Source organism: Pseudomonas sp. RG1 (genome assembly GCF_025910115.1).
GTDB classification, from domain to species: Bacteria; Pseudomonadota; Gammaproteobacteria; order Pseudomonadales; family Pseudomonadaceae; genus Aquipseudomonas; species Aquipseudomonas atacamensis.
The window spans coordinates 19504-41513 of record NZ_JAPCIK010000035.1 but is presented as its reverse complement, the minus strand read 5'-3'; the positions used below and the strand labels follow the sequence as shown (position 1 = coordinate 41513).

Annotated in this window: 22 protein-coding genes; 14 read left to right on the top strand and 8 right to left on the bottom strand. The window is 59.8% G+C overall.

Annotated elements, in window-relative coordinates; all coding sequences use genetic code 11:
* Window positions 1-14: 14 nt before the first annotated feature.
* From OK411_RS17975 to OK411_RS17960, 4 genes are all read left to right on the top strand, one after another.
* Window positions 15-602, top strand: coding sequence for an NUDIX domain-containing protein (locus tag OK411_RS17975; RefSeq protein WP_264365472.1), 588 nt, complete (start codon window positions 15-17; stop codon window positions 600-602).
* Window positions 603-750: 148 nt separating this feature from the next.
* On the top strand, window positions 751-2478 hold the full coding sequence (ggt, locus tag OK411_RS17970) for a gamma-glutamyltransferase (RefSeq protein ID WP_136493729.1): 1728 nt from the start codon (window positions 751-753) through the stop codon (window positions 2476-2478).
* A gap of 65 nt (window positions 2479-2543) precedes the next feature.
* Window positions 2544-3077 carry a cysteine hydrolase family protein gene (locus tag OK411_RS17965; protein ID WP_110600826.1) on the top strand — a complete coding sequence of 178 codons (534 nt, stop codon included), beginning with the start codon at window positions 2544-2546 and terminating at the stop codon, window positions 3075-3077.
* Window positions 3078-3265: 188 nt separating this feature from the next.
* A complete protein-coding gene (locus tag OK411_RS17960; protein ID WP_136493728.1) occupies window positions 3266-4282 on the top strand; it encodes a lysozyme inhibitor LprI family protein in 1017 nt (338 codons plus the stop codon).
* On the opposite strand, the gene OK411_RS17955 is transcribed toward OK411_RS17960, so the two are convergent.
* Window positions 4249-4593, bottom strand: coding sequence for a hypothetical protein (locus OK411_RS17955; RefSeq protein WP_264365471.1), 345 nt, complete (start codon window positions 4591-4593; stop codon window positions 4249-4251). The genes OK411_RS17960 and OK411_RS17955 overlap by 34 nt on opposite strands.
* A gap of 160 nt (window positions 4594-4753) precedes the next feature.
* Here OK411_RS17955 and OK411_RS17950 point away from each other — a divergent pair, with 160 nt between their 5' ends.
* Entirely contained in the window at window positions 4754-6199 is a 1446-nt protein-coding gene (locus OK411_RS17950) for a SulP family inorganic anion transporter (RefSeq protein ID WP_130901725.1), read from the top strand.
* On the opposite strand, the gene OK411_RS17945 is transcribed toward OK411_RS17950, so the two are convergent.
* Together OK411_RS17945 and OK411_RS17940 are read right to left on the bottom strand one after the other, a co-directional pair.
* Window positions 6167-8398 carry a response regulator gene (locus OK411_RS17945; protein ID WP_122612147.1) on the bottom strand — a complete coding sequence of 744 codons (2232 nt, stop codon included), beginning with the start codon at window positions 8396-8398 and terminating at the stop codon, window positions 6167-6169. The genes OK411_RS17950 and OK411_RS17945 overlap by 33 nt on opposite strands.
* Window positions 8399-8585: 187 nt before the next feature.
* Window positions 8586-9104, bottom strand: coding sequence for a carboxymuconolactone decarboxylase family protein (locus OK411_RS17940; RefSeq protein ID WP_136493726.1), 519 nt, complete (start codon window positions 9102-9104; stop codon window positions 8586-8588).
* A 131-nt stretch (window positions 9105-9235) separates the two neighbouring features.
* On the opposite strand from OK411_RS17940, the gene OK411_RS17935 reads away from it, so the two are divergent.
* Entirely contained in the window at window positions 9236-10051 is an 816-nt protein-coding gene (locus OK411_RS17935) for an AraC family transcriptional regulator (RefSeq protein ID WP_136493725.1), read from the top strand.
* A 3-nt stretch (window positions 10052-10054) separates the two neighbouring features.
* On the opposite strand, the gene OK411_RS17930 is transcribed toward OK411_RS17935, so the two are convergent.
* Window positions 10055-10948: a DMT family transporter gene (locus OK411_RS17930; protein ID WP_136493724.1), complete on the bottom strand. Its 894-nt coding sequence runs from the start codon at window positions 10946-10948 to the stop codon at window positions 10055-10057.
* Between the two features lie 89 nt (window positions 10949-11037).
* Here OK411_RS17930 and OK411_RS17925 point away from each other — a divergent pair, with 89 nt between their 5' ends.
* Both OK411_RS17925 and OK411_RS17920 read left to right on the top strand, forming a co-directional pair.
* Complete coding sequence (locus OK411_RS17925) at window positions 11038-12369, top strand: PLP-dependent aminotransferase family protein (protein ID WP_264365470.1); 1332 nt, start codon at window positions 11038-11040, stop codon at window positions 12367-12369.
* Window positions 12370-12409: 40 nt separating this feature from the next.
* Complete coding sequence (locus OK411_RS17920; RefSeq protein WP_136493722.1) at window positions 12410-12787, top strand: c-type cytochrome; 378 nt, start codon at window positions 12410-12412, stop codon at window positions 12785-12787.
* A 235-nt stretch (window positions 12788-13022) separates the two neighbouring features.
* Here the strand turns inward: OK411_RS17920 and OK411_RS17915 are convergent, their stop codons facing one another.
* Window positions 13023-14678 (bottom strand): diguanylate cyclase, encoded by a 1656-nt coding sequence (locus tag OK411_RS17915; protein ID WP_136493721.1) that lies wholly within the window; start codon window positions 14676-14678, stop codon window positions 13023-13025.
* Window positions 14679-14855: 177 nt separating this feature from the next.
* Here OK411_RS17915 and OK411_RS17910 point away from each other — a divergent pair, with 177 nt between their 5' ends.
* A complete protein-coding gene (locus OK411_RS17910) occupies window positions 14856-15191 on the top strand; it encodes a hypothetical protein (RefSeq protein WP_024013386.1) in 336 nt (111 codons plus the stop codon).
* Between the two features lie 74 nt (window positions 15192-15265).
* On the opposite strand, the gene OK411_RS17905 is transcribed toward OK411_RS17910, so the two are convergent.
* Both OK411_RS17905 and OK411_RS17900 read right to left on the bottom strand, forming a co-directional pair.
* The gene (locus tag OK411_RS17905; protein ID WP_136493720.1) at window positions 15266-15784 is read right to left on the bottom strand and encodes a phage infection protein; all 519 of its coding nucleotides are present in this window, start codon (window positions 15782-15784) and stop codon (window positions 15266-15268) included.
* 124 nt (window positions 15785-15908) lie between these two features.
* Window positions 15909-16478 (bottom strand): chorismate mutase, encoded by a 570-nt coding sequence (locus tag OK411_RS17900; protein WP_136493719.1) that lies wholly within the window; start codon window positions 16476-16478, stop codon window positions 15909-15911.
* 199 nt (window positions 16479-16677) lie between these two features.
* Between OK411_RS17900 and OK411_RS17895 the strand changes: the two genes are divergently transcribed.
* The 4 genes from OK411_RS17895 to OK411_RS17880 all read left to right on the top strand — a co-directional run bounded on the left by OK411_RS17895 (window position 16678) and on the right by OK411_RS17880 (window position 20544).
* Window positions 16678-18036 carry an MATE family efflux transporter gene (locus OK411_RS17895; RefSeq protein ID WP_136493718.1) on the top strand — a complete coding sequence of 453 codons (1359 nt, stop codon included), beginning with the start codon at window positions 16678-16680 and terminating at the stop codon, window positions 18034-18036.
* A gap of 88 nt (window positions 18037-18124) precedes the next feature.
* Window positions 18125-19150, top strand: a complete 1026-nt coding sequence (locus OK411_RS17890) for an acyltransferase family protein (RefSeq protein WP_136493717.1) — start codon at window positions 18125-18127, stop codon at window positions 19148-19150.
* 62 nt (window positions 19151-19212) lie between these two features.
* A complete protein-coding gene (locus OK411_RS17885; RefSeq protein ID WP_136493716.1) occupies window positions 19213-19770 on the top strand; it encodes a YceI family protein in 558 nt (185 codons plus the stop codon).
* 87 nt (window positions 19771-19857) lie between these two features.
* Window positions 19858-20544, top strand: coding sequence for a GNAT family N-acetyltransferase (locus tag OK411_RS17880; RefSeq protein WP_136493715.1), 687 nt, complete (start codon window positions 19858-19860; stop codon window positions 20542-20544).
* 63 nt (window positions 20545-20607) lie between these two features.
* Here the strand turns inward: OK411_RS17880 and OK411_RS17875 are convergent, their stop codons facing one another.
* Complete coding sequence (locus OK411_RS17875; protein WP_136493714.1) at window positions 20608-21048, bottom strand: hotdog fold domain-containing protein; 441 nt, start codon at window positions 21046-21048, stop codon at window positions 20608-20610.
* A gap of 159 nt (window positions 21049-21207) precedes the next feature.
* Here OK411_RS17875 and OK411_RS17870 point away from each other — a divergent pair, with 159 nt between their 5' ends.
* Window positions 21208-21840, top strand: coding sequence for a TetR/AcrR family transcriptional regulator (locus tag OK411_RS17870; protein WP_122508053.1), 633 nt, complete (start codon window positions 21208-21210; stop codon window positions 21838-21840).
* Window positions 21841-22010: the final 170 nt, after the last annotated feature.

The following is a 22010-nucleotide window of genomic DNA, read 5'->3' as shown; positions in this document are numbered from 1 at the left end:
CAGGATCAGACGCGATGTCCAACACAGCCGAACGGGTCAACATCGTCGACACTCAGGTGTTGTCCCACGACTGGTATCTGCTGAAGAAAATCACTTTCGACTACCACCGCAACAACGGCGAATGGCGGCGCCAGACCCGCGAGGTATACGACCGGGGCAACGGCGCGGCGATTCTGCTGTTCAACCGCGAAAAGCGCACGGTGGTGCTGACCCGCCAGTTTCGTTTGCCGGTGTTCGTCAACGGCCACGATGGATTGTTGATCGAGGTGGCCGCCGGGTTGCTGGAAGGTGCCGCGCCCGAGCAGCGCATTCGTGACGAAGCCGAGGAGGAAACCGGTTATCGCGTGCACGACGTGAAAAAAGTATTCGAGGCGTACATGAGTCCCGGTTCGGTGACGGAGAAACTGCACTTCTTTATCGCAGAATACGACGCGGCGTCCAAAGTCAGCGACGGTGGTGGCCTTGAAGAGGAAACCGAAGAACTGGAAGTGCTCGAGTGGGGCTTCGATGAGGCATTGGCAGCATTTAAACGTGGCGAGATCTGCGATGCCAAGACCATCATGCTGTTGCAGTACGCAGCGATGAATAACCTCTTCGCTTGATTCGGGCAGGAGCTGCCAACGGCTGCGATGGCTCAGCATACTGGCTGACCGGGGAGGCGCAATACGTAAAGCCGGCCATACTGCTTGTTGCTCCTGAAGCGTTGCCCTGCGTTTTGCGCAGTCCCCAAAAACAAAAAGAGATCGACTCATGAAGTACGAACCTTTGGCCAGATCGCTCATTGCGACGTCCCTGGCGCTCAGCTGTTTCATGGCTCACGCGGCATCAGTGGCGCCGGTGGCGGCGGAAAACGGCATGGTGGTCACCGCGCAACATCTGGCGACCCATGTCGGCGTCGACGTTTTGAAAAACGGCGGCAATGCCGTGGATGCGGCAGTGGCCGTGGGCTATGCGCTGGCGGTGGTCTATCCGGCTGCGGGCAACCTTGGCGGCGGCGGGTTCATGACTATTCAACTGGCGGACGGGCGCAAGACCTTTCTCGATTTCCGCGAAAAAGCGCCGCTGGCAGCGACCGCCAACATGTATCTGGACAAGGACGGTAACGTCATTCCGGAACTGAGCACGCGCGGGCACCTGGCGGTCGGCGTACCGGGTACGGTGTCCGGCATGGAGCTGGCGCTGAGCAAATACGGCACCAAACAGCGCAAGGAGATGATTGCCCCGGCGATCAAACTGGCCGAAGACGGTTTCGAATTGCAGCAGGGCGATGTCGAGCTGCTCGAATACGCGACGGATGTGTTCAAGAAGGACATGCGCGATTCCGGCTCGATCTTCCTCAGCAACGGCGAGCCGATGCAGGTCGGGCAGAAACTGGTGCAAAAGGATCTGGCGAAAACCCTGCGGACAATCTCCGACAAGGGCGCCGACGGCTTCTACAAAGGTTGGGTCGCTGATGCCATTGTCACTTCCAGCCAGGCCAACAAAGGCATCATCAGCCAGGCCGACCTGGACAAATACAAGACTCGCGAACTGGCCCCGGTGGAATGCGATTATCGCGGCTATCACGTAGTCTCGGCGCCACCGCCGAGCTCCGGCGGGATGGTGATCTGCCAGATCATGAATATCCTCGAAGGCTATCCGATGAAGGACCTGGGCTTCCATTCCGCTCAGGGCATGCACTACCAGATCGAAGCGATGCGCCATGCGTACGTCGATCGCAACAGCTACCTCGGCGATCCGGATTTCGTGAAGAATCCGATCGAGCATCTGCTGGACAAGAATTACGCGACCAAACTGCGCAACGCCATCCAGCCGCAGAAGGCCGGCGTGTCGGCTGAGCTCAAGCCCGGTGTAGCGCCCCACGAAGGCAGCAACACCACGCACTATTCGATTGTCGACAAGTGGGGCAATGCTGTTTCGGTCACCTACACCCTTAATGACTGGTTCGGCGCCGGCGTGATGGCGAGCAAGACCGGGGTGATTCTCAACGATGAAATGGACGACTTCACCTCCAAGGTCGGCGTTCCGAACATGTATGGGCTGGTTCAAGGCGAGGCTAACGCTATCGCACCGGGCAAGGCGCCGCTGTCGTCGATGAGTCCGACCATCGTCACCAAGGACGGCAAAGTAGTGATGGTGGTCGGCACGCCGGGGGGTAGCCGGATCATCACCGCGACCTTGCTGACCATGCTCAACGTCATCGATTACGGCATGGGCTTGCAGGAAGCGGTCGACGCGCCGCGCTTCCATCAGCAGTGGATGCCGGAGGAAACCAACCTCGAAGACTTCGCCGCCAGCCCGGATACGAAAAAAATCCTGGAAAGCTGGGGCCACAAGTTTGCCGGCCCGCAGGATGCCAACCACATTGCCGCGATTCTGGTCGGCGCGCCGTCACTGGGAGGCAAACCGGTTGGCAAGAATCGCTTCTACGGCGCCAATGATCCACGGCGTAATACCGGCTTGTCTTTGGGTTACTGAGCGGAGTAAAAAGGGGCGGGCTTAGGTCCGCCCCATTCTCAAGGATTGATCAAGGAAGGCTCGACATGACCACCGCATTACTGATCATCGACGTCCAGCAGGCGCTGTGTGCTGGTGAATATCAGTGCTTTGAAATCGACCGCGTGATCGCCACGATCAATGATCTGAGCCAACGCGCCCGTACGGCTGGCGTTCCGGTGGTGTTGATTCAGCACGAAGAAAAGGACGGCTCATTTGTTCGCGGTGCTGAGGGTTGGCAACTGGCGAAAAACCTTCTGACTTCTACGAAAGACCTGCGCGTAGACAAAACCACCGGGGACTCTTTCTACCAGACCGATCTCGGCAAGCTGCTGCCCAGCGAGGACTTCGAACGTCTGATCATCTGCGGCCTGCAAACCGATTACTGCGTCAACGCCACGGTGCGCAGCGCGCATTCACTGGGCTACGACATCGTCGTCGCGCGAGATGCGCATTCAACGGTCGATAACGGCAACATGAGCGCCGAGGACATCATTGCCGAACACAACAAGGACTTCGCCGCCCTGACCAGTTCCGTGGCACGAATCGACGTCAAACCGGCAGCCCAAATCACCATCTGAACCCACATAAAACCCCTATGGGAGCGAGCCTGCTCGCGAAAGCGCTGTGACAGCCAACATCAAACCGACTGATATACCGCCTTCGCGAGCAGGTTCGCTCCCACAGGGGTGAGCAGGCTCTACGACAGCGGCGATTTACGGCAGCAGCACTGGCATAATCCCCGCCGCCCGAAGAATGGAATCTCTCGATGTTCGCTATCTACCTGCGTCACGCCGTGGCGCTGACATCTCTCGTCCTCGCCTGCACCGCCCATGCCAGCAGTTTCGATTGCACCGACGCCACCAGCAAAACCGAAAAAGCCATCTGCACTGATCCCTACCTCTCAACCCTTGACGACAAGCTCGCCGAGCAATGGCGGACCACGCTGGGCAAAGTTGCCGATCCCAAAATGCTGAAAACCGACCAGCGTCAGTGGCTGAAAAACCGCAACGCCTGCGGTGCCCTGAGCGCGTGTCTTCGGCGCGAATACCTGATGCGCCTCACTGAGCTCGAACACGCGGTTCAGCCCTTCAGTTGGGATGCCACCTGGCAACTGATTCCGCGCGGCACCTCGACCTCGGCGACCCTTGTCACCCAACGTCGTAATGCCACGCATATCGCCATCGATATCTCGGCAGGCGAGGGCGCCAATTCCGGAGACTTGACTGGCGTTGCCATACTCAAGGATGGAACAGCCGTGTACGCCGAGGACGCCTGCAAACTCGCCTTCACGCCCATCAATGGCGTACTGAACGTCACGCAAACCGGTGCGGACTCCGACTGCGGCGGAGGCATGGGCGTGTATTACGCCGGTCGGTATGTCGCCTCCGAACAACCGCTGAAGCTGGATTACGATCTGCTCAGCCTGGGTCTGGCTCGCACACCCGCAGAAGATCAGGCACTGCGTTCGCTGCTCAAGACCGACTACCAAAAACTGGTAGAGACCTCCGGTTCCTTGCAGGTCGGCGAAAACTCAAAAGATGTGCCCGATGCTCAGGTTGTAGAAATGTGGATGCGCGGTCTCGGCGGCATCGGGATCCTGATGAGCGCGGCCGATGCGCAGGTCTGGCTGATCTTCAAAAGCTACGATGACCAGGGCCACGAACATCTGCGGTACTACACCAACGTGGCGAAGTGGAACAAGCGGCTGCCCGATGTGCTGCAGGACTGGTATGACCGCATGCAAGAAAGTCAGTCGTCACTGGTTCTGGAAATGATGCCCTGAGCCACAACTCCATCCGCCTCACGCACTAACAGTTCGATCTGCGCCAACTCCCACGTGCTGAGCAGACTCACCGGGTCGGTACCATAACGCTGCCAAGTGTCCAGCGTCGCTTCATCCCCGGCGCAGTTGCGCGCGTATTCACAGTGATGCAAGTGTCCCTCGGCGAAGTCCAACCGCAGATGCCAGCCCTCGATATCAACGGCAATCAGCCCGGTCTCGGACATTACCTGGCAGACTTCGAACCCAAGCACGCCCAGCGCAGCTTCGCGCAGGCGCTGACACACATCACGGGCGGACAAAAACGCTGACATGCTGCGACTCGATTCGATGGACAAGCCTGCAAGGATAAGGCCCGCGCCACCCCATGTCAGCGTTTCACTGGCCCGAGGCCGAACAATTCCGTAACATTCGCCTCCCTCTTTTTTCGCGAAAACAGCAGCCGTGCCCAGCGGCCGCTCAGTCAGGTAAGCCATGAAACCGATTCGTCTGCGCGCCGATGTCCTCGCCGGACTCACCACCTCGTTCGCCCTGTTGCCCGAATGCATTGCTTTCGCCCTGGTCGCGCATCTCAATCCGCTGATGGGCCTGTACGGCGCGTTCATCATTTGCACGCTGACGGCGTTGTTTGGCGGTCGACCGGGCATGGTTTCCGGTGCGGCGGGTTCGATGGCGGTGGTGATCGTCGCGCTGGTGGTGCAACACGGCGTGCAATATCTGCTGGCAACGGTGCTGCTCGGCGGTCTGATCATGATGGCGTTCGGGCTGTTGCGCTTGGGCAAACTGGTGCGCATGGTGCCGCATCCGGTGATGCTCGGTTTCGTCAACGGCCTGGCGATCATCATTGCCCTGGCGCAACTGGAGCACTTCAAAAGCGGCGAGCACTGGCTCAGCGGTACGCCTTTGTACCTGATGACCGGGCTGGTGCTGCTGACCATGGCCATCGTTTACATCCTGCCGCGCCTGACCAAAGCGGTACCGCCGGCCCTGGTGGCGATCCTGGGTGTCGGCCTGCTGGTCTACCTGTTCGGGCTGCCGACCCGCACCCTCGGTGACATGGCGCACATTGCCGGCGGTCTGCCGACCTTCGCTTTGCCGGACATCCCATGGAATTTCGAAACCCTGCGCATCATCGCCCCGTACGCGATCCTGATGGCGATGGTCGGCCTGCTGGAAACCCTGCTGACGCTGAACCTGACCGACGAGATCACCGAAACCCGTGGCTATCCGGATCGCGAGTGCGTAGCGCTCGGCGCGGCGAACATGGTGTCCGGGGCGTTCGGAGGCATGGGCGGTTGCGCGATGATCGGGCAGACCGTGATCAATCTCAGCTCCGGCGGGCGCGGGCGCTTGTCCGGCGTGGTTGCCGGTGTGCTGATTCTGTTGTTCATTCTGTTTCTGTCACCGCTGATCGAGCGTATTCCGCTCGCCGCACTGGTGGGGGTGATGTTTGTGGTATCTCAGCAGACCTTCGCCTGGGCGTCGTTGCGGGTGATCAACAAGGTGCCGCTGCACGATGTGCTGGTGATCATCGCCGTGACCACCATCACCGTGTTCACCGATCTGGCCACGGCCGTGCTGTGCGGGATCATCATCGCTGCGCTCAACTTCGCCTGGCAGCAGGCGCGCGAACTGTATGCCGATGAACATCTGGAGGCCGACGGCAGCAAGCTCTATCGCCTGCACGGCACGCTGTTCTTTGCCTCGACCACGCCGTTTCTCAATCAGTTCGACCCGGCCAACGACCCGGCCAAAGTCACTCTCGACTGCCGACACCTGAGCTTTGTCGATTACTCGGCGATCGCCGCATTGAAAACCCTGCGTGAACGCTACGCCAAGGCGGGCAAGCATCTACAGGTGTTTCATCTGTCGGAACGCTGCAAGAAATTACTCAAGCGCGCCGGCGTCGATCACGACTGACGCCGCTGGTTTTGCGTCCTTGAGCCAGGTCTTGCCGAGAATCCGCGAGACCTGTTCGGCGGAGTAGGGCTTGGCGAGAAATTCAAAACCTTCGTACCCGCTTCGCGCCAGTTCTTCGCTGTAGCCGGAGGTCAGAATCACCGGCAGATCGGGGCGGCGCTGGCGCAGTTCCTTGGCCAACGCGACGCCGGTGATGCCCGGCATGACTACGTCGGAAAACACCGCATCGAACGCGCTGGCATCGCTACCGGCCAACTGCAGGGCTTCTTCAGCGTTGGTCGCCCATGCGGTTTCATAGCCCAGATCCTGGAGGATCTGGTTGGCGAAACGGCCGACATCGAGATTGTCTTCGACCACCAGCACCCGGCGTTTTTCGCAGGCCGGCTGCACCTCGCCATCGTCTTCTGCCTCGTCCATTTCTGCCTCGATCGCCGGCACTTGCGGCAAATACAAGGTGAACTCGGTGCCTTGACCAAGGACGCTGGAAACATCGACGTTGCCGCCCGATTGCTTGGCGAAGCCGAACACCTGCGACAGCCCCAGCCCCGTGCCTTTGCCGACAGCCTTGGTGGTAAAGAACGGCTCGAAGATGTGTTCGAGGGTGTGTGCGTCGATGCCGGCACCGGTGTCGGCCAGGGCAATCGACACGAAATGGCTGCTGGACCCAGCGTGGCCGCGAATCGGCGGCAGCGCTTTATGGCACTCCAGGCGCAATTTCAGTTCACCCTGACCATTCATGGCGTCGCGAGCGTTCAGGGCGATGTTGATCAATGCAGTTTCGAACTGACTGAGATCGACGCGGATGTAGCAGGGGTGATCCGGGCGCTCGACGCACACGTGAATCTGCGCGCCGGTGACCGATTCGAGCATCTCGCCGATGTTGGCCAAACGTTCGCCGGCATCGACTACTTGCGGATTGAGCGGCTGGCGGCGCGCGAAGGCGAGCAACTGGCTGGTCAGCTTGGAGGCGCGCTCGACCGTGTCGGAAACCGCGCGCATGTAGCGCTGGCGGCGTTCTTCCGGCAGGTTGGGCTGGCGCAGAAAATCCACCGACGAACGAATGATCGTCAGCAAATTGTTGAAGTCATGGGCGACGCCGCCGGTCAATTGGCCGATGGCTTCGAGCTTCTGCGACTGGCGCAACGCCGACTCGGCCTGGGCCAGACGCAGGCTGCGCTCTTCGACCCGTTGCTCCAGCGTGGCATTGAGTTCAGCCAATGCAAGCAGGCCCTCGCGCACGTTGGCGTCGGCGCGCACTCGCTCGATGTGCGCCCAGCAACGTTCGGTGACTTCGCTGAGCAGCGCCTGTTCGAAGCTCGACCAGACACGCGGCACTTTGTCGTGAATGGCCATTAACGCGGTAAGACGACCTTGCTTGATCAGCGGCACGCAAATGGTGGCGGTGATGCCTATGCCCTGAAAGGTCGCTGATTCTTCCGGCGGCAATTCGCTGCGGTTGTCGTGGATCACCAGCGGTTGACCCGCGCGCAGAAGGCGTACGGCTTTCTCGCCGAAATCGCGCAAATGGTAGTGGCCGACGATGCTCGGCGAACCCGGCGCTGCATAGTCGCCGCGAATGGTGAAGCCATCCTCGTCGGCATCCATGTCGGCGTAGGCGCAATTGGACAGACGCAGTTGCTCGACCATCAGCCGCGTGCTTGCCGCCAGGATTGCTTGCGCATCCGTGGCATTGGTCACCGCTTCGCCGATGGCATCGAGGACCGCCAGGCGTCGGTTGAGATAAACGGTCTGGGTGGTCTCGGTGACGGTGTCGATCATGCCGACGACATTGCCGTGGGAATCACGAATCGGGCTATAGCAAAAAGTGAAGAACGCCTGCTCCGGGCCTTTGCCGCGTTCGATCTGCAGAGCAAAGTTTTCGATGTAGGTGGCCTGGCCGGCGTACGCGGCCTCAGCAATCGGGCTGATCTCGTGCCAGGCTTCCTTCCAGATGTCGCTGAAAGGGCGTCCCAACGCGTGCGGCTTGTCGCCGAGAATCGGTACGAAGGCGTCGTTATAGAGAGTGATGAGTTGCGGGCCCCAGACGATCGCCTGAGGGAAATGCGAGGCGAGACTGAGCGAGACAGTGGTCTTGAGTACATCGGGCCAGTTTTCCAACGGGCCGAGGGGCGAATTCGCCCAGTCGTGACGGCGGATCTGCCCGGCCATCTCGCCGTTGTCTTGCAACCAGTCTGTCATGGGGTTCGTGTCTTTCCGGGGCATTTGTCTGAGAACAAAGACCTGCGCACAGGCTGTTTGGTTTCAGCGCACCAGACACTGTTTGCGCTGCGAATTATTCTGACGTACATCATGGCAGCAAAAAACAGCGGTGGCGAAAAGAGCGCCTTTTCGCCACCGGTTTTATCTTCGGATCGTGAGCGACTGCTCAGGCCTCGACGGTCGGGAAATCAATGTCGGTCAGCGCCGTGTTGTTCAGGTAGTTGGTCAATGTCTGCACGGCCACCAGGGCAATGACTTCGATGATCTTGCGGTCATCGATACCGGCAGCGCGGGCAGCGGCCAATTGTTCATCGCTCAAGTGGCCACGGGTTTCGGTCAGTTGGCGGGCGAGGGCGGCGTAGGCATTCAGTTCGCCGTGACGTGCTGCGATGATGTCCTCCGCCGACAGCCCGGCTTTGCCGGCAAACACGGTGTGTGCGGACAGGCAATAGTCGCAACCGTTGACCTGCGAAGTGGCGAGGTAAACGGCTTCTTTCTCTCTGCCGCTCAATGAGGTCTTGCCGAGGATGGCCGAGGCTTGCAGGTAAGTGTCGAATGCAACCGGCGCTTGGGCGAGGGTGGTGAAGACGTTGGGCAGGAAGCCGATTTTTTTCTTCACGCCTTCCAGTGCAGGACGGGTGGCATCGGTGGCGGTGTCGAGGCTGATTGCAGGGATGCGGCTCATGGTGATTCTCCGAAATTCCGCAGCGAAGTGCAGCGGCGATGGAGAGATCTTATGGGCTGCCAATGGCGCTTTGGCGGCAAATCGTCGAGGATATGCGGCAGATCGTCCAGATATGCCTTCGGGAGTCAGCCATGGATCGCCTTTCCACATTAATTAGTCATTTCGGTGTGAACGCCGGCACCTTCCATAGCGGCGCGTTTTGCGGCGTGAGCGTTCACGAAGGCGAACCGGTCGGCCATGTGCATGTTCTGCAAGCCGGGGCGTTGCTGCTCAAACCGGGCAACGAGCGGGAAATTCGCCTGGAAGAACCGTCGCTGATTTTCTTTCCCCGGCCTTTCACTCACCGGATGTTTGCCGACGAGGCCATGGCCAGCCAAGTGGTGTGCGCCTCGCTGACCTTCGACGGTGGCTCGGGCAATGCCTTGGCCGCCGCGTTACCGGACTATCTGGTGTTGAAACTCACCGATATCCCGGAACTGCGCAGCACCCTTGACTGGCTGTTCAACGAAGCTTTTGAAGGGCATTGCGGGCGCGTGGCGGTGATGGATCGTCTGTTTGAATTGCTGGTGATTCTGCTGCTGCGCCATCTCATCGGCAGTCGAGATCAGCAACCGGGCATGATGGCCGGGCTGGCGGATCCGCGCGTGTCTCGCGCCTTGAACCTGATCCACGAGCAGCCGCACAAGCCTTGGAGTGTGGCCGATCTCGCGGCAGCGGCGAACCAGTCCCGCGCCGGTTTTGCCGAGCAGTTTCGCCGCGTGGTCGGGCAGACGCCGGCCGATTACCTGCTGAGCTGGCGCGTCAGTCTTGCGCAGAAACGCCTGCGCGAAGGCCGCCCGATTGCATTGATTGCCGAGGAGGTTGGATACGAAAGTCCGTCGGCGCTGGCCCGGGCGTTTCGGCGCAAGACCGGGCTCAGTCCTCGGCAATGGAAAGCCGAAAACTGAACATTACCTGGCGAATTTCTTCGCTCCGGCCACGCAAAGAATCACCCCCAGCGTGACGCCGAGCATGCCGACACTGACCTGCTCATGCAGCAACGTCGCCGCCAGTGCCAGACCAAAAAACGGCTGCAGCAACTGCAACTGCCCGACCGCTGCGATTCCACCTTGTGCCAGACCGCGATACCAGAACACGAAGCCGATCAGCATGCTGAACAGCGACACGTAGCCCAGGCACATCCACGCAGGCAAGCTGATGTCGGCGAACGAGGCGGGCGCCAGCCACAGGCTCAGCACTGTCATCAGCGGTAACGACAACACCAGCGCCCAGCAGATCACCTGCCAGCCGCCGAGGCTGCGCGACAGTTTCGCGCCTTCGGCGTAACCGAGGCCGCAGGCCAGGATCGCCGCGAGCATCAGCAGATCGCCGGTGGGCGAGGCGCTCAAGCCTTGGGACAGGGCAAAGCCCACCACCAACGCGCTGCCCAGCACCGAAAAGATCCAGAACACTGGACGTGGCCGCTCACCGCCACGCAAGACACCAAACATCGCCGTGGCCAGCGGCAGCAATCCTACAAACACGATCGAATGCGCTGACGTTACGTGCTGCAATGCCAACGCGGTCAGCAGCGGAAAACCCAACACCACGCCCAGTGCCACAATCAACAGCGACAGCCACTGATGGCGCGACGGTCGCGGTTGCTTGAACAACAGCAGAAGTGCTACGGCCAGTGCGCCGGCGATCGCTGCTCGCACCACGGTCAGAAACACCGGATCGAATTCCAGCACCGCCAAACGTGTGGCCGGCAGCGAACCGCTGAAAATCAGCACGCCGATAAAACCGTTGATCCAGCCGCTGGTTTTTTCCAGCGCCGGGTGGGCCGCAGTCGATGTTGTGTGCATGTCGGTCGCGCTCAAAAAGTGGCTTGTGTCGCCGTGATCCTATGGCCGAGAATCAGCACAATCAAAAAATTGTCATGGATACAGCCGACATGCCGCGTTCCCGTTACAAGACTCTGGTTGATCGCTATGCGTCGGACATTCGTGGTGGACGATTGGCGCCGGGCACGCGACTGCCAACGCATCGGCAGCTGGCGAGCCAGGAAGGACTGGCGCTGGTTACCGCTTCACGGGTTTATGCCGAGCTTGAAGCGATGGGCCTGGTCAGTGGCGAAGCCGGGCGCGGCACGTTTGTCCGGGAAACGTCGCTGGCGCCGGGGCAGGGCATCGATCAGAAAGACGTGGCGGTCGGCATGATCGACCTGAATTTCAACTATCCCTCGTTGCCAGGTCAGGCTGAACTGTTGCGCACGGCGTTGCGCCAACTGGCGTTGTCCGGCGATCTCGAAGCACTGCTGCGTTATCAACCCCACGCTGGACGTGCCCACGAACGCGCCTCGGTCGCGCGACATTTGTCGACACGCGGCGTGACCGTTGAAGCCGACCAGGTGCTGATCGTCAATGGCGCTCAGCAAGGTTTGGCGGTGACGCTGATGGCCCTGCTCAAACCCGGCGATGTGATCGCCGCCGATGCGCTGACCTATTCGGGATTCAAGGTGCTGGCCGACGCGCTGCATCTGGAAGTGCTGGCGATCCCGATGACGGAGCACGGCCCGGATTTGCCGGCACTGGGCAGACTCTGTCGCCAGCGTGCAGTGCGCGCCGTATACAGCATGCCGACGCTGCACAATCCGCTGGGCTGGGTCATGCCACTGGAACAGCGCGAGCAATTGGTGGCGATTGCCCGGCGGCACGATCTGACAATCATTGAAGACGCTGCCTACGCGTTTCTGGTCGAAAACCCGCCATGTCCGTTGATTGAACTGGCACCGGAACGGACGTTTTACGTATCGGGCCTGTCGAAAAACATCGCCACCGGTTTGCGGGTCGGCTTCATTGCCGCGCCGCTTCCTCAAGTGTCCGCACTGGAGCGAATCATTCGCGCGACGACATGGAACACGCCTGGGGTGATGACCGCCATCGCGTGCGGCTGGCTCGACGATGGCACCGTCACCGTGCTTGAGGCGCAGAAACGTCGTGATGCTACGGCGCGACAGGCCTTGGCCGCCGAGGTGCTCAAAGGGCTGGGCTACATTGCTCATCCGGCCTCGTATTTTCTCTGGTTGCCGTTGCCCGAAGATGTGCGTGCCGATCAGATCGTGGTCGAGTTGATGCAGCAGCAGATTTCCGTCACCAGCGCCGAGCCGTTTTCGCTGTCGGCCCATACGCCCCATGCGATTCGTCTGGCGCTCGGCTCGGTGGACATGCACGTGTTGCGTCAGGCGTTGATCACCGTCAGAACGATTGTCGGCGCTTATCTGTAAACTGCGCCCACGCCATGCAAAGCTAGGTTTGGACTGTTCAATGAAATTCACCACGACACTGTTTCTCGCCTTGATCTTCAGCGCCAGTGCACAGGCTGAGGGCGATCCTGAGGCCGGGGCGAAAATCTTTCCGCGTCTGTGCGGCGGTTGCCATCAGGTTGGCGAGTCGGCTCGTTCGGGGTTTGGTCCGCAGTTGAACGGCATCATTGGCCGGGCTGCGGGGACTTCGGCCAATTATGTTTATTCCGATGCGATGAAGAACTCGGGGATTACCTGGGATCGGGCGACGTTGAAGGCTTATCTCGAGGATCCGAAAGGGGTGGTGCCGGGGACGCGGATGATTTTCTGGGGGCTGAGTGATGAGGAGAAGTTGAATAATTTGTTGGCTTATCTGCAGATGTTCAGTGCTGAGCCCTAGTCGGGCGATGGTTTCCTGGCTGATTGAGTACATATCCATTGCTGCGGTAACGGCTGCTTAGGGTTCCGCCCTTACGGCGAGTCACCTTTTTTTGCTTTTCTGTGGGAGCGAGCCTGCTGGCGAAAGCGGTTCTCCAGCCGGCCCAAATTTCCGCTTTTACCCCATCCCTGTGGGAGCTGGCTTGCCAGCGATGGGGTCGGTGAGCCGGCCTGTCTCTGGTTGATATACGCCGGTGTCAGTGGGCATGGAACGCCACCTGATTGCGCCCCGCAGCCTTCGCCTGATACAGCTGCTGATCGGCACGTTTGATCAGCGTCGTATGGTTGTTGTCCGCCGGATCTGCCAGGCCGAGACCAATACTCACGGTAACGTTGCCGACGCCGGGAAACTCCGCGTCGGCTACCGCTGCGCGGATCTTTTCGGCGACGACTTCCGGGGTGTCGGGTTGCGCGACTTCCGGCAGCAGTACGGCGAACTCTTCGCCGCCGTAGCGGGCGACGAAATCGGTGCTGCGTACGCTGTTCTGGATCAAGGTCGCCAGTTGTTGCAGGACCTCGTCACCGACCGCGTGGCCGTGGCTGTCATTGATGCGTTTGAAGTGGTCGGCATCGATCAGCAGCAGGGCAAACGGGCGTCCGGTGCGTCGGGACAGCAGCGAATACTCAGTGATTTTTTCGTCAAAACGGCGGCGGTTGTAAACGCCGGTCAGGCCGTCGTGAGTGGCCAGGCTCAGCAGCTCGGCGTTGGCCTCGGTGAGTGCGGCGGTGCGTTGCGCCACGGTGGCTTCAAGCGAGGCGTTGGCTTCTTGCAGTTCGCGTTCCTTGCCGAGCAGTGACTGCGTCATTGCGTCGATGGACTGGCCGAGCTGGGCGATTTCCAGCACCGGATGCTGGAGCTGGAACTGTGCGCCGGACTGGTTGTTCTGCACTTGTTTGGCCGAGCGTGCCAGTTGTTCGATCGGCCGGCTCAGGTACAGCGCCAGGTAATAAGCCACCAGACCGAAAACGATGGCGGCGAAAACGCCGAGGATTAGCAATTCGTATTGCAGCATCCGCGCCGGTTGCAGCGCAGTCTCCAATGGCTGGCGAATGGCGATCGACCATGATAGCGCCGTGCCCGATGGCGTCGGCACGGTGACCATGCTGGTCAGGTAACCGTTGGCCGCCGTCCAGCCCGACAATACCGGATCGTTGGTCGCCAGCTGTTGGCCCATCAGCGCTTCGGGGTAGAGCACCTTGCCATCGTGGTCGACGATCAGCGCCTGAATATCCGGCGCCGAGTTCTTGTGGGAAAACGCCGCCGACTCGACGATGCGCGTCACCCAACTCCAGTGCGCATGTGCACCCAGCACGCCGATCACCTGTCCTTCGGCATTGTGGATTGGCGCGGCGAAATCGATGAAGCGCAGCGGCTCGCCATTGGGCAGGCCCGGCAACAACTTGGCCAGCAACACTGCTTCATGGGGATCGCCGGTGTATTGCCGGCGCAGGCCGATCTGGAACCACGGGCGTTTCTGCACCGATTGACCGACCAGCAGATCATTGACCGCCTGGCGCACGTTGCCCTCGGCGTCGGTGACGCCCATCCACGCATATTCGGCGCGCGCCTGGGTGCGCAACTGCATCGACTTGAGGATGGCTGGATTGTCCAGATCACCGCGCTCCAGATGCGGCGCGCGACTGAGCAGATAGACCTCCAGTTGCCGCTCGCGCAGTTGCTCGCCCAATAGCGTCGCCGCCGCGCGCGCCGTGTTCAGCAAGGCGTTGCCGCTGGCCTGTTTCATTTGTTCGGTGGCGATGTGACCGACATAAAAGCCGACGCTCAATAACGTCAGCAGGGACAAACCGCCGAACCACAGGGTGAGATGGCTACGCAGACTGGCTTTGAACATGGAGGCGGGTGTCTGTCTTTATTGAAGTGGCGCCATGGTATGCGACATCGCCGACGGCGGGCCAGCGAACGGGTACAAGTAAATACAAAGAAGATTGATGCCAATGAGCCATCATTTTGGTTAGAATGCGCGCCGCCCGAGAGACGGATCCCGGGCGTTTCCCCATGGAGTTTTACTGTGAAATACCTCAGCAAAGTAGTCGCCGCCGCACTGTTCGGTGTGGTTCTGGCAGGTTGCACCGGCGCCCCGATGAAAACCGCCCATTACGACAGCAACCAATACACCGTGGTTGGCCACAGCGAAGCATCGGCCACCGGCCTGCTGCTGTTTGGCATTATCCCGATCCGCCAGAACAGCCGATTTGTGCGCGCGCAAAACGCGGCCATCCAAGCCAAGGGCGGCGATGCAATGATCAACACGCAGGTTCAGGAAAACTGGTTCTGGGCCTGGGTTCTGACCGGCTACACCACCACCATCTCCGGTGACGTGGTCAAGCTGAAAACCGCGCAATAAGCGACGGCTGAATGCAAAAAAGCCCGGCTGATCAGGCCGGGCTTTTTCATGGGGGTTGCGGTCATGCAGTAGATTCATGCAACGCGGCGCTCGATCAGACGATCAGAGCCACCTTCAGCAACGCGGCGTTCGATCAGACGATCCGAACCACCTTCAGCAACGCGGCGTTCGATCAGACGATCCGAACCACCTTCGGCAACACGGCGTTCGATCAGACGATCCGAACCACCTTCAGCAACGCGACGTTCGAGCAGACGATCCGAACCACCTTCGGCAACACGGCGTTCGAGCAGACGGTCCGAACCACCTTCAGCAACGCGGCGTTCGAGCAGACGATCCGAACCACCTTCGGCAACGCGGCGCTCGATCAGACGATCCGAACCACCTTCAGCAACGCGGCGTTCGAGCAGACGATCTGAACCACCTTCGGCAACACGGCGTTCGAGCAGACGGTCCGAACCACCTTCAGCCAGACGGCTTTCGATCAGCTTGTCCGAGCCGCCTTCAGCGACCAGGGTGTGAGCAGGCGTTACTGCAAAAGCGTTAACTGCGAAAACCGAGAAAGCGATGCCGAGAAGGGTTTGGCGTTTCATGATCGTGTGCTCCAGAAAGTTGTTTGTTTGTCTGGAGCCGATGTTACGCCGCGCAGTTTTTATGAGAACTTCATTGACGTGATGGTAAACATCGACGCCGATGATGTTTGCCAGGGGCGTTGATTCAGAGCGCTTTCGCCCGGATGCACAACTCGCCGCTGGCACGAATCAGCGCCAGGTCGTGCAGCAAATCGGCGGCCAGACCGTTGCGGACATCGGCCAGCCATGCTGGGCAATTCGGATCCTGGCGATAGGGCGCGAAGGCGGCGTACTGCTGCAACAAGCGCTTTTGCAGTTCATCCAGGCGCGGGCGGATCTGTTTGCCCAGATCCGGACGCGGTGTGTCCGGTGCAGCACCTGCCGCTTGCCATTGCGCGAGCAGACCGTATTGCACCAGTTTGTTCGCTTCCATCTGTGCGGCGATCAGTTGCGCGACGTCGTCCGGATCGAGTTTGTGTTCGGTGGCCAGAGTTCGGGCATTGGCGATGACCTGCGCCTCGCGCGGGCTGTCCTGAATAGGCTTGCCGCTGTCCCATTTGGTCAACGCAACCAGATCACCGATGCTCAGGCGTTCATTCAAAGTGGCCATTAGCGGTTTCAACGAAGCAGGCGCCGCTGCGGGTGCGGTTGCCTGCGCGTAGGCGGCCGACAGAGCGAGGAGGGAGCCAAGCAGAAAATTTGCAACGTTACGCATGAACCGAGCCTCAATAGTACGTGTCGACAGAGTCGCTGATTTACCACAGCCGCAACACTGACACAAAGCGATGCACGGCATTTACACAAATGCAAAACAGACAACCAACACCGTCTGGAAATGTTGATTGCGCGCTGCACGCAACTCACCGAAGCTATCGTCAATCAGGCCTGCCGCCGTCGAGATGGACCTCCATTCAATGCAAAGCGCCACCTTCGCCAAACCGCTCTGGCAAACCTATCTGCTGTTTCTCGCGCCGATGGTGCTGTCGAACTTCCTGCAATCGATGTCCGGGACGGTCAACAGCATCTACATCGGTCAGATGCTCGGCACCCAAGCGCTTGCGGCCGTATCCGGCATGTTTCCTGTCGTGTTCTTTTTCATCGCCCTAGTCATCGGCCTCGGCGCTGGCGCAGGCGTGTTGATCGGCCAGGCGTGGGGCGCGCGCGAAACGCACATGGTCAAGGCGATTGCCGGAGCGACTTTGCTGCTGGGTGTGTTGATCGGTTTGGTCGCGGCGGTGCTGGGCACGGTGTTTGCGCGACAGGCACTGACAGGGTTGGGCACGCCGGCGGATGTGCTCGACGATGCGGTGGACTATGCCCACGTCATGTTGTGGATTCTGCCATCGCTACTGGTATTCGTGCTGTTCACCCAATTGCTGCGTGGGGTCAGCGATACGCTGTCGCCACTGCTCGCGCTGATCGTCTCCACCGCCGTGGGGCTGGCGCTGACGCCGGCGTTGATTCGCGGCTGGCTGGGTTTGCCGCCATTGGGCATTCAGAGCGCGGCGTATGCCGGGCTGGCGGGGAATCTGTCGGCAATGGCGTGGCTGGCCTGGCGGCTGATTCGCAAGGGCCATCCGCTAGCGCCGGATCGAGAGTTCTTCGCCGCGCTGCGATTGGATCGGGTCATTCTCGGCAAGGTCCTGCGCATCGGCCTGCCCACCGGGGTACAGATGATCGTCCTGTCGTTATCGGAGCTGGTGATCCTGGCACTGGTCAATCAGCACGGCTCGCAAGCGACAGCGGCGTATGGCGCAGTAACGCAGATCGTCAACTATGTGCAGTTTCCGGCGCTGTCGATTGCGATCACCGCGTCGATCCTCGGTGCCCAGGCGATCGGCGCCGGGCATCTGCAACGCATGGGTCCGATCCTGCGCACCGGGCTGTTGATCAATGTGTGCCTGACCGGTGGCCTGATTGTGCTGGGTTATCTGCTATCGCACTGGTTGCTGGGCCTGTTCCTCACCGAGGACTCGACCCGGGCGATGGCCGAGCACCTGCTGCATATCATGCTCTGGAGCCTGTTGGTATTCGGTTTCCAGGCCATCATCGGCGGGATCATGCGCGCCAGCGGCACTGTCCTGGTGCCGGTGGTCATTTCGATTATCTGTGTGGTCGGCGTGCAGTTGCCGGCGGCTTACTGGCTCGACGGGCAGTTCGGTTTGCAGGGTGTGTGGATGGCGTTCCCGGTTGCCTATTTGGGGATGCTGATACTGCAGACGCTCTATTACAAACTGGTCTGGAAGCACCAGAAGATCGAGCGGTTGATTTAGGCACGGCGGACAAACATTTCTCTGTTCCCGGAGACGAAAGCATCGTAGCGTATGCGCCCACAACAATAAGGGAATGACGAGGGTTCAAGTGGGAGCTTTTCGACTGCTGTTGGCGGTGTTGGTCGCTGTATCTCATATGGGCAAAAAGTTCGCCGGACTGAATCCTGGTGTGATCGCCGTTATCTCGTTTCTTATCATCAGTGGATTCGTCATGGCTTCGCTCATCGAGCGAAACTACCGTCAGCCGAGGAAGATCGGTCTGTTCTATATCGACAGGGCTCTGAGGCTGTATCCGCAATTTCTGGTCTACTTCGTCGCCTCGTGTCTGGTTATTCATTTTCTGTTGCCCGGTACGCCCCAAGCGGCCGAGCTGACATGGAAAACCCTGTCCACCAGTGTGCTCATGCTACCGCTTGGCTATTACATGTTCGGCCTCGGCGGGACCGAGATCCTGCCACCGGGCTGGTCGCTGGGGCTGGAAATGAGTTTTTATCTGCTGATCCCGTTTCTGCTGATTTTCAAAGCGCAGGGTCTTGCCTTTACGGTATCGGTCGGGATTTTTCTGCTGGCGTGCCTTGGCTTTATCAATACCGATATCTATGGATATCGTTTGCTGCCGGGCGTGTTGTTCATCTTCCTGTGCGGCTGCTATCTGTACCAAGGCAATCTCAGAGCAATGGTCGTTGTCAGCGGCACAGCCGTTGCGGCGGGACTGCTGTTTGTGGCGATCATGGTCGGGTGGATCGAGTGTCGTCCGTTCAATGCCGAAGTCACTCTCGGTATCGCCGTGGGCATTCCTTTGGTCTACATGTTGACCAAACTGAAATTCCATCGGATGGACGAGTTCCTGGGCAACATCAGTTATGGCGTGTTTCTCAACCACTTTGTGGTGATGTATCTATTGCGAGGTTTTTGGCCCGTCGCGTATGACGCCAACGTTGTCGGAGCGGTGCTGGTGTTGTCATTTTTCTGCAGTGGCCTGACGTATTACTGCGTCGAGCGTCCGGCGCTGAAGTTGCGTCACCACCTGCGCGGCAGGGCGAAGGAAAGGCTGGTTCAACCGGGTAGCGCCGAGAAAATTGTACCTCCTGTAGGTGAGCGTGAACTGGCATAACGCTCTGCTGTTTGCTTAAGTCAACCAAGGCCCTCGACGACGCACGCCGCCAGGAGAATGTCATGACGTTGCGATTGCTGCTGGTTGCCGCGTTTACATCGTGCGTCATGGTCGGTGCGCAGGCGGCTGAATATAACCGGGTCAACACCAGCGCCAGCCAGATCAGCTTCACCTATCAGCAGATGGGCTCGCGAATGTACGGCACCTTCGGCAAGTTCGAGGCGACGCTGGACTTCGATACCGACGACCTCGGCAAAGCCCAGACCACGCTGCATATCGATCTCGCCAGCATCGATGCTGGCAGTGAAGACGCCAATACCGAACTGGTGAAACCGGCGTGGTTCGACACCGGGAAATTCCCGCTCGCGGTGTTCAAGTCCAGCCGTTTTACTCAAGTGGACGAGCATCGTTACCAGGTCGCCGGTCAGCTCACGCTCAAGGGCATCACTCGCGAGGTCGAGGTGCCGGTGGAGTTGAAACCGGGCAACGCCATCGGCATCTTCGACGGTGAGCTGGTGCTCAATCGAGAGGAGTTCGGCCTCGGCGCAGGGGAGTGGGCTGACAGCGTGGTGTCGAGGGACATCAACATCAAATTCAGGGTGGTGGCGCCACAACAGTGACGGTTCAATAGATCCGGCACGGTATGATGTCGCGGTTCGTCGACGGCTCTGATCATCGGCAACGTTTTTTATCGCCGGAGTTTGCCCATGCCACGCATCACCCACTACACCTCCCCATGCCCGGAAAACGTCAATAGCCAGATCCTGCAAATGGTCGTCGACTACCTGACCGACATCAGTGCGGTCGGCCTCGGCCCGAGCAATCTGCTGTACAACGTTTATCAGTACGCGGTGGGTTATGAGGTACATCTCTACCTCGAGGCGTTGAATGGCCAGAAGGGCACCGAGGTGGAATTGCTGGTGGCTACTAACGATGAAAACCCGGAGCAAGTCATCGGATTCCTCATCTGTCTGCCGGTGCAGGGCGATTGGGAAGCGTGCAGCGTCGCGTACATGGCGGTGCGTGAAGGCCATCGGCGCCAAGGTGTGGCGCGGGCGATGCTCGCGGACATGGTCAGGCGCTATCCGCATGCGGAACTGGCCTGCAGCATTGGCAAGGTGCCGTATTTCGAGGCACTGGGTTTTGAAGTGATCGGCCAGCGCGAAACCCAGGTGCTGATGAGCACGCGGCATTACCGCAGCAACGGCCTGCGCGGGTTCATCGACACCACGCCGATCTATCGCTCGCTGGAAGTGCAGCAGATTCACACCTATCTGCTGCAGAAGAACGGCAAGCGCGCGATGCTCGATGCGGAAAAACAACGCGACCGCCATCTGGACCAGACCAGCCGCCACGTAGAAGAATTTGTCCGTCAGCGCCTGACCCTGCACTGATCGTCGGCCAATCAAAAGCCCTTGCTGCGCATCCCGCGGCAAGGGCTTTTTTGTATCTGCTTCTCAACCGAGCTTGACGTTCATGGTGATACGCGCGGTGAAGACTTTTTTACCCTCGCAATCGTGAATGTCGACGTTGACTACCTTGTCGCCATCACTTTGCCAATCCACACCTTCAGCGCTGGCCACAGCGGTGACGTCGGTTTTCGCCTTGGCCAGATATTCCACGGTCATGCCTTTGGGAATCCAGCGCGCGCCGGACGGGATCGAGACGTCGGTCATCATTCCGCCGGCCAGTTCTGCCGCGTTGCACATGGCGATCGCGTGCACAGTGCCGAGGTGGTTGGTGATTTCCTTGCGAAACGGCACGCGCACGGTGGCGGCATTCGGGCGCAACTCGGAAATCAGCGGATTGATGCTGCTGAAGTACGGGGCGAACTGGCAGGCCATTTTGCTGAATGCATCCGGGCCGACGCTGTTGAACATGCTGAGAGATTGACTCATGGGAAGCCTCGCTGGGTAGTTTGCAGAACGATGTTCCGTTACAGAATAATATTCTGTAGCGGAACGGTATTCTGTTCACGGCAAATCTGTCAACCTAGGCGCGATTTGTTCACGGGCACGTGACGCCTTTATCAACCTCCGTTTTTGGACCCGAGCAGCATGGACACCGCCGATCTACTGGAACGCAGCTACCCCGGCCGCCGCGCCGAACTCAAACGCGATATCTTTCGCAAGGCCCTGAGCCTGTTCAATGAACAGGGGATCGAGGCCACCACCATCGAAATGATCCGTGCCGAGTGCGACACCAGCGTCGGCGCGATCTATCACCATTTCGGCAACAAGGAAGGGCTGGTCGCGGCGCTTTTTTTCACCGCGCTGGAGGATCAGGCGCGTTTGCGTGATGCGTATCTGGACGCGGCCAATACCACTGAAGAAGGCGTCCAGGCGCTGGTCTTCAGCTATGTCGACTGGGTCGAGCAACAGCCGCAGTGGGCGCGTTTCCAGTACCACGCGCGGTTCGCCGTGACCAAAGGCCCGTTCAAGGACGAGCTGGCCGAGCGCAACAAGACGCGCAACCTGCGTCTGCGCCAATGGCTGGCGCAGTCGGGTCGCGCCGCCGAACTGCAGGATTTGCCTGCCGAGCTGCTGCCATCGCTGATCATTGGCCAAGCGGACAGCTACTGCCGAGCCTGGCTGGCAGGGCGAGTCAAAGGCAGCCCGAGCGCCTATCGCGAAATGCTCGCGCAAGCGGCATGGCGTTCGATTCGTGCCGAAGGTCTCGGCGAGGACTGAAATACGCAGACAAAAAAAGAGCCTCAAAGCTCTTTGATGGGGAGGAAGTAGAGCCCGTGAGGCTCAAGAGGCGTGTGAAGCAAAGCGTGGGCTTGATTGGGGTTCAGAACACCCACGCCTACGCAGCGCCGGATCAATCCGGTCACCGCGTAGCTTCATCCTAGGAGCGT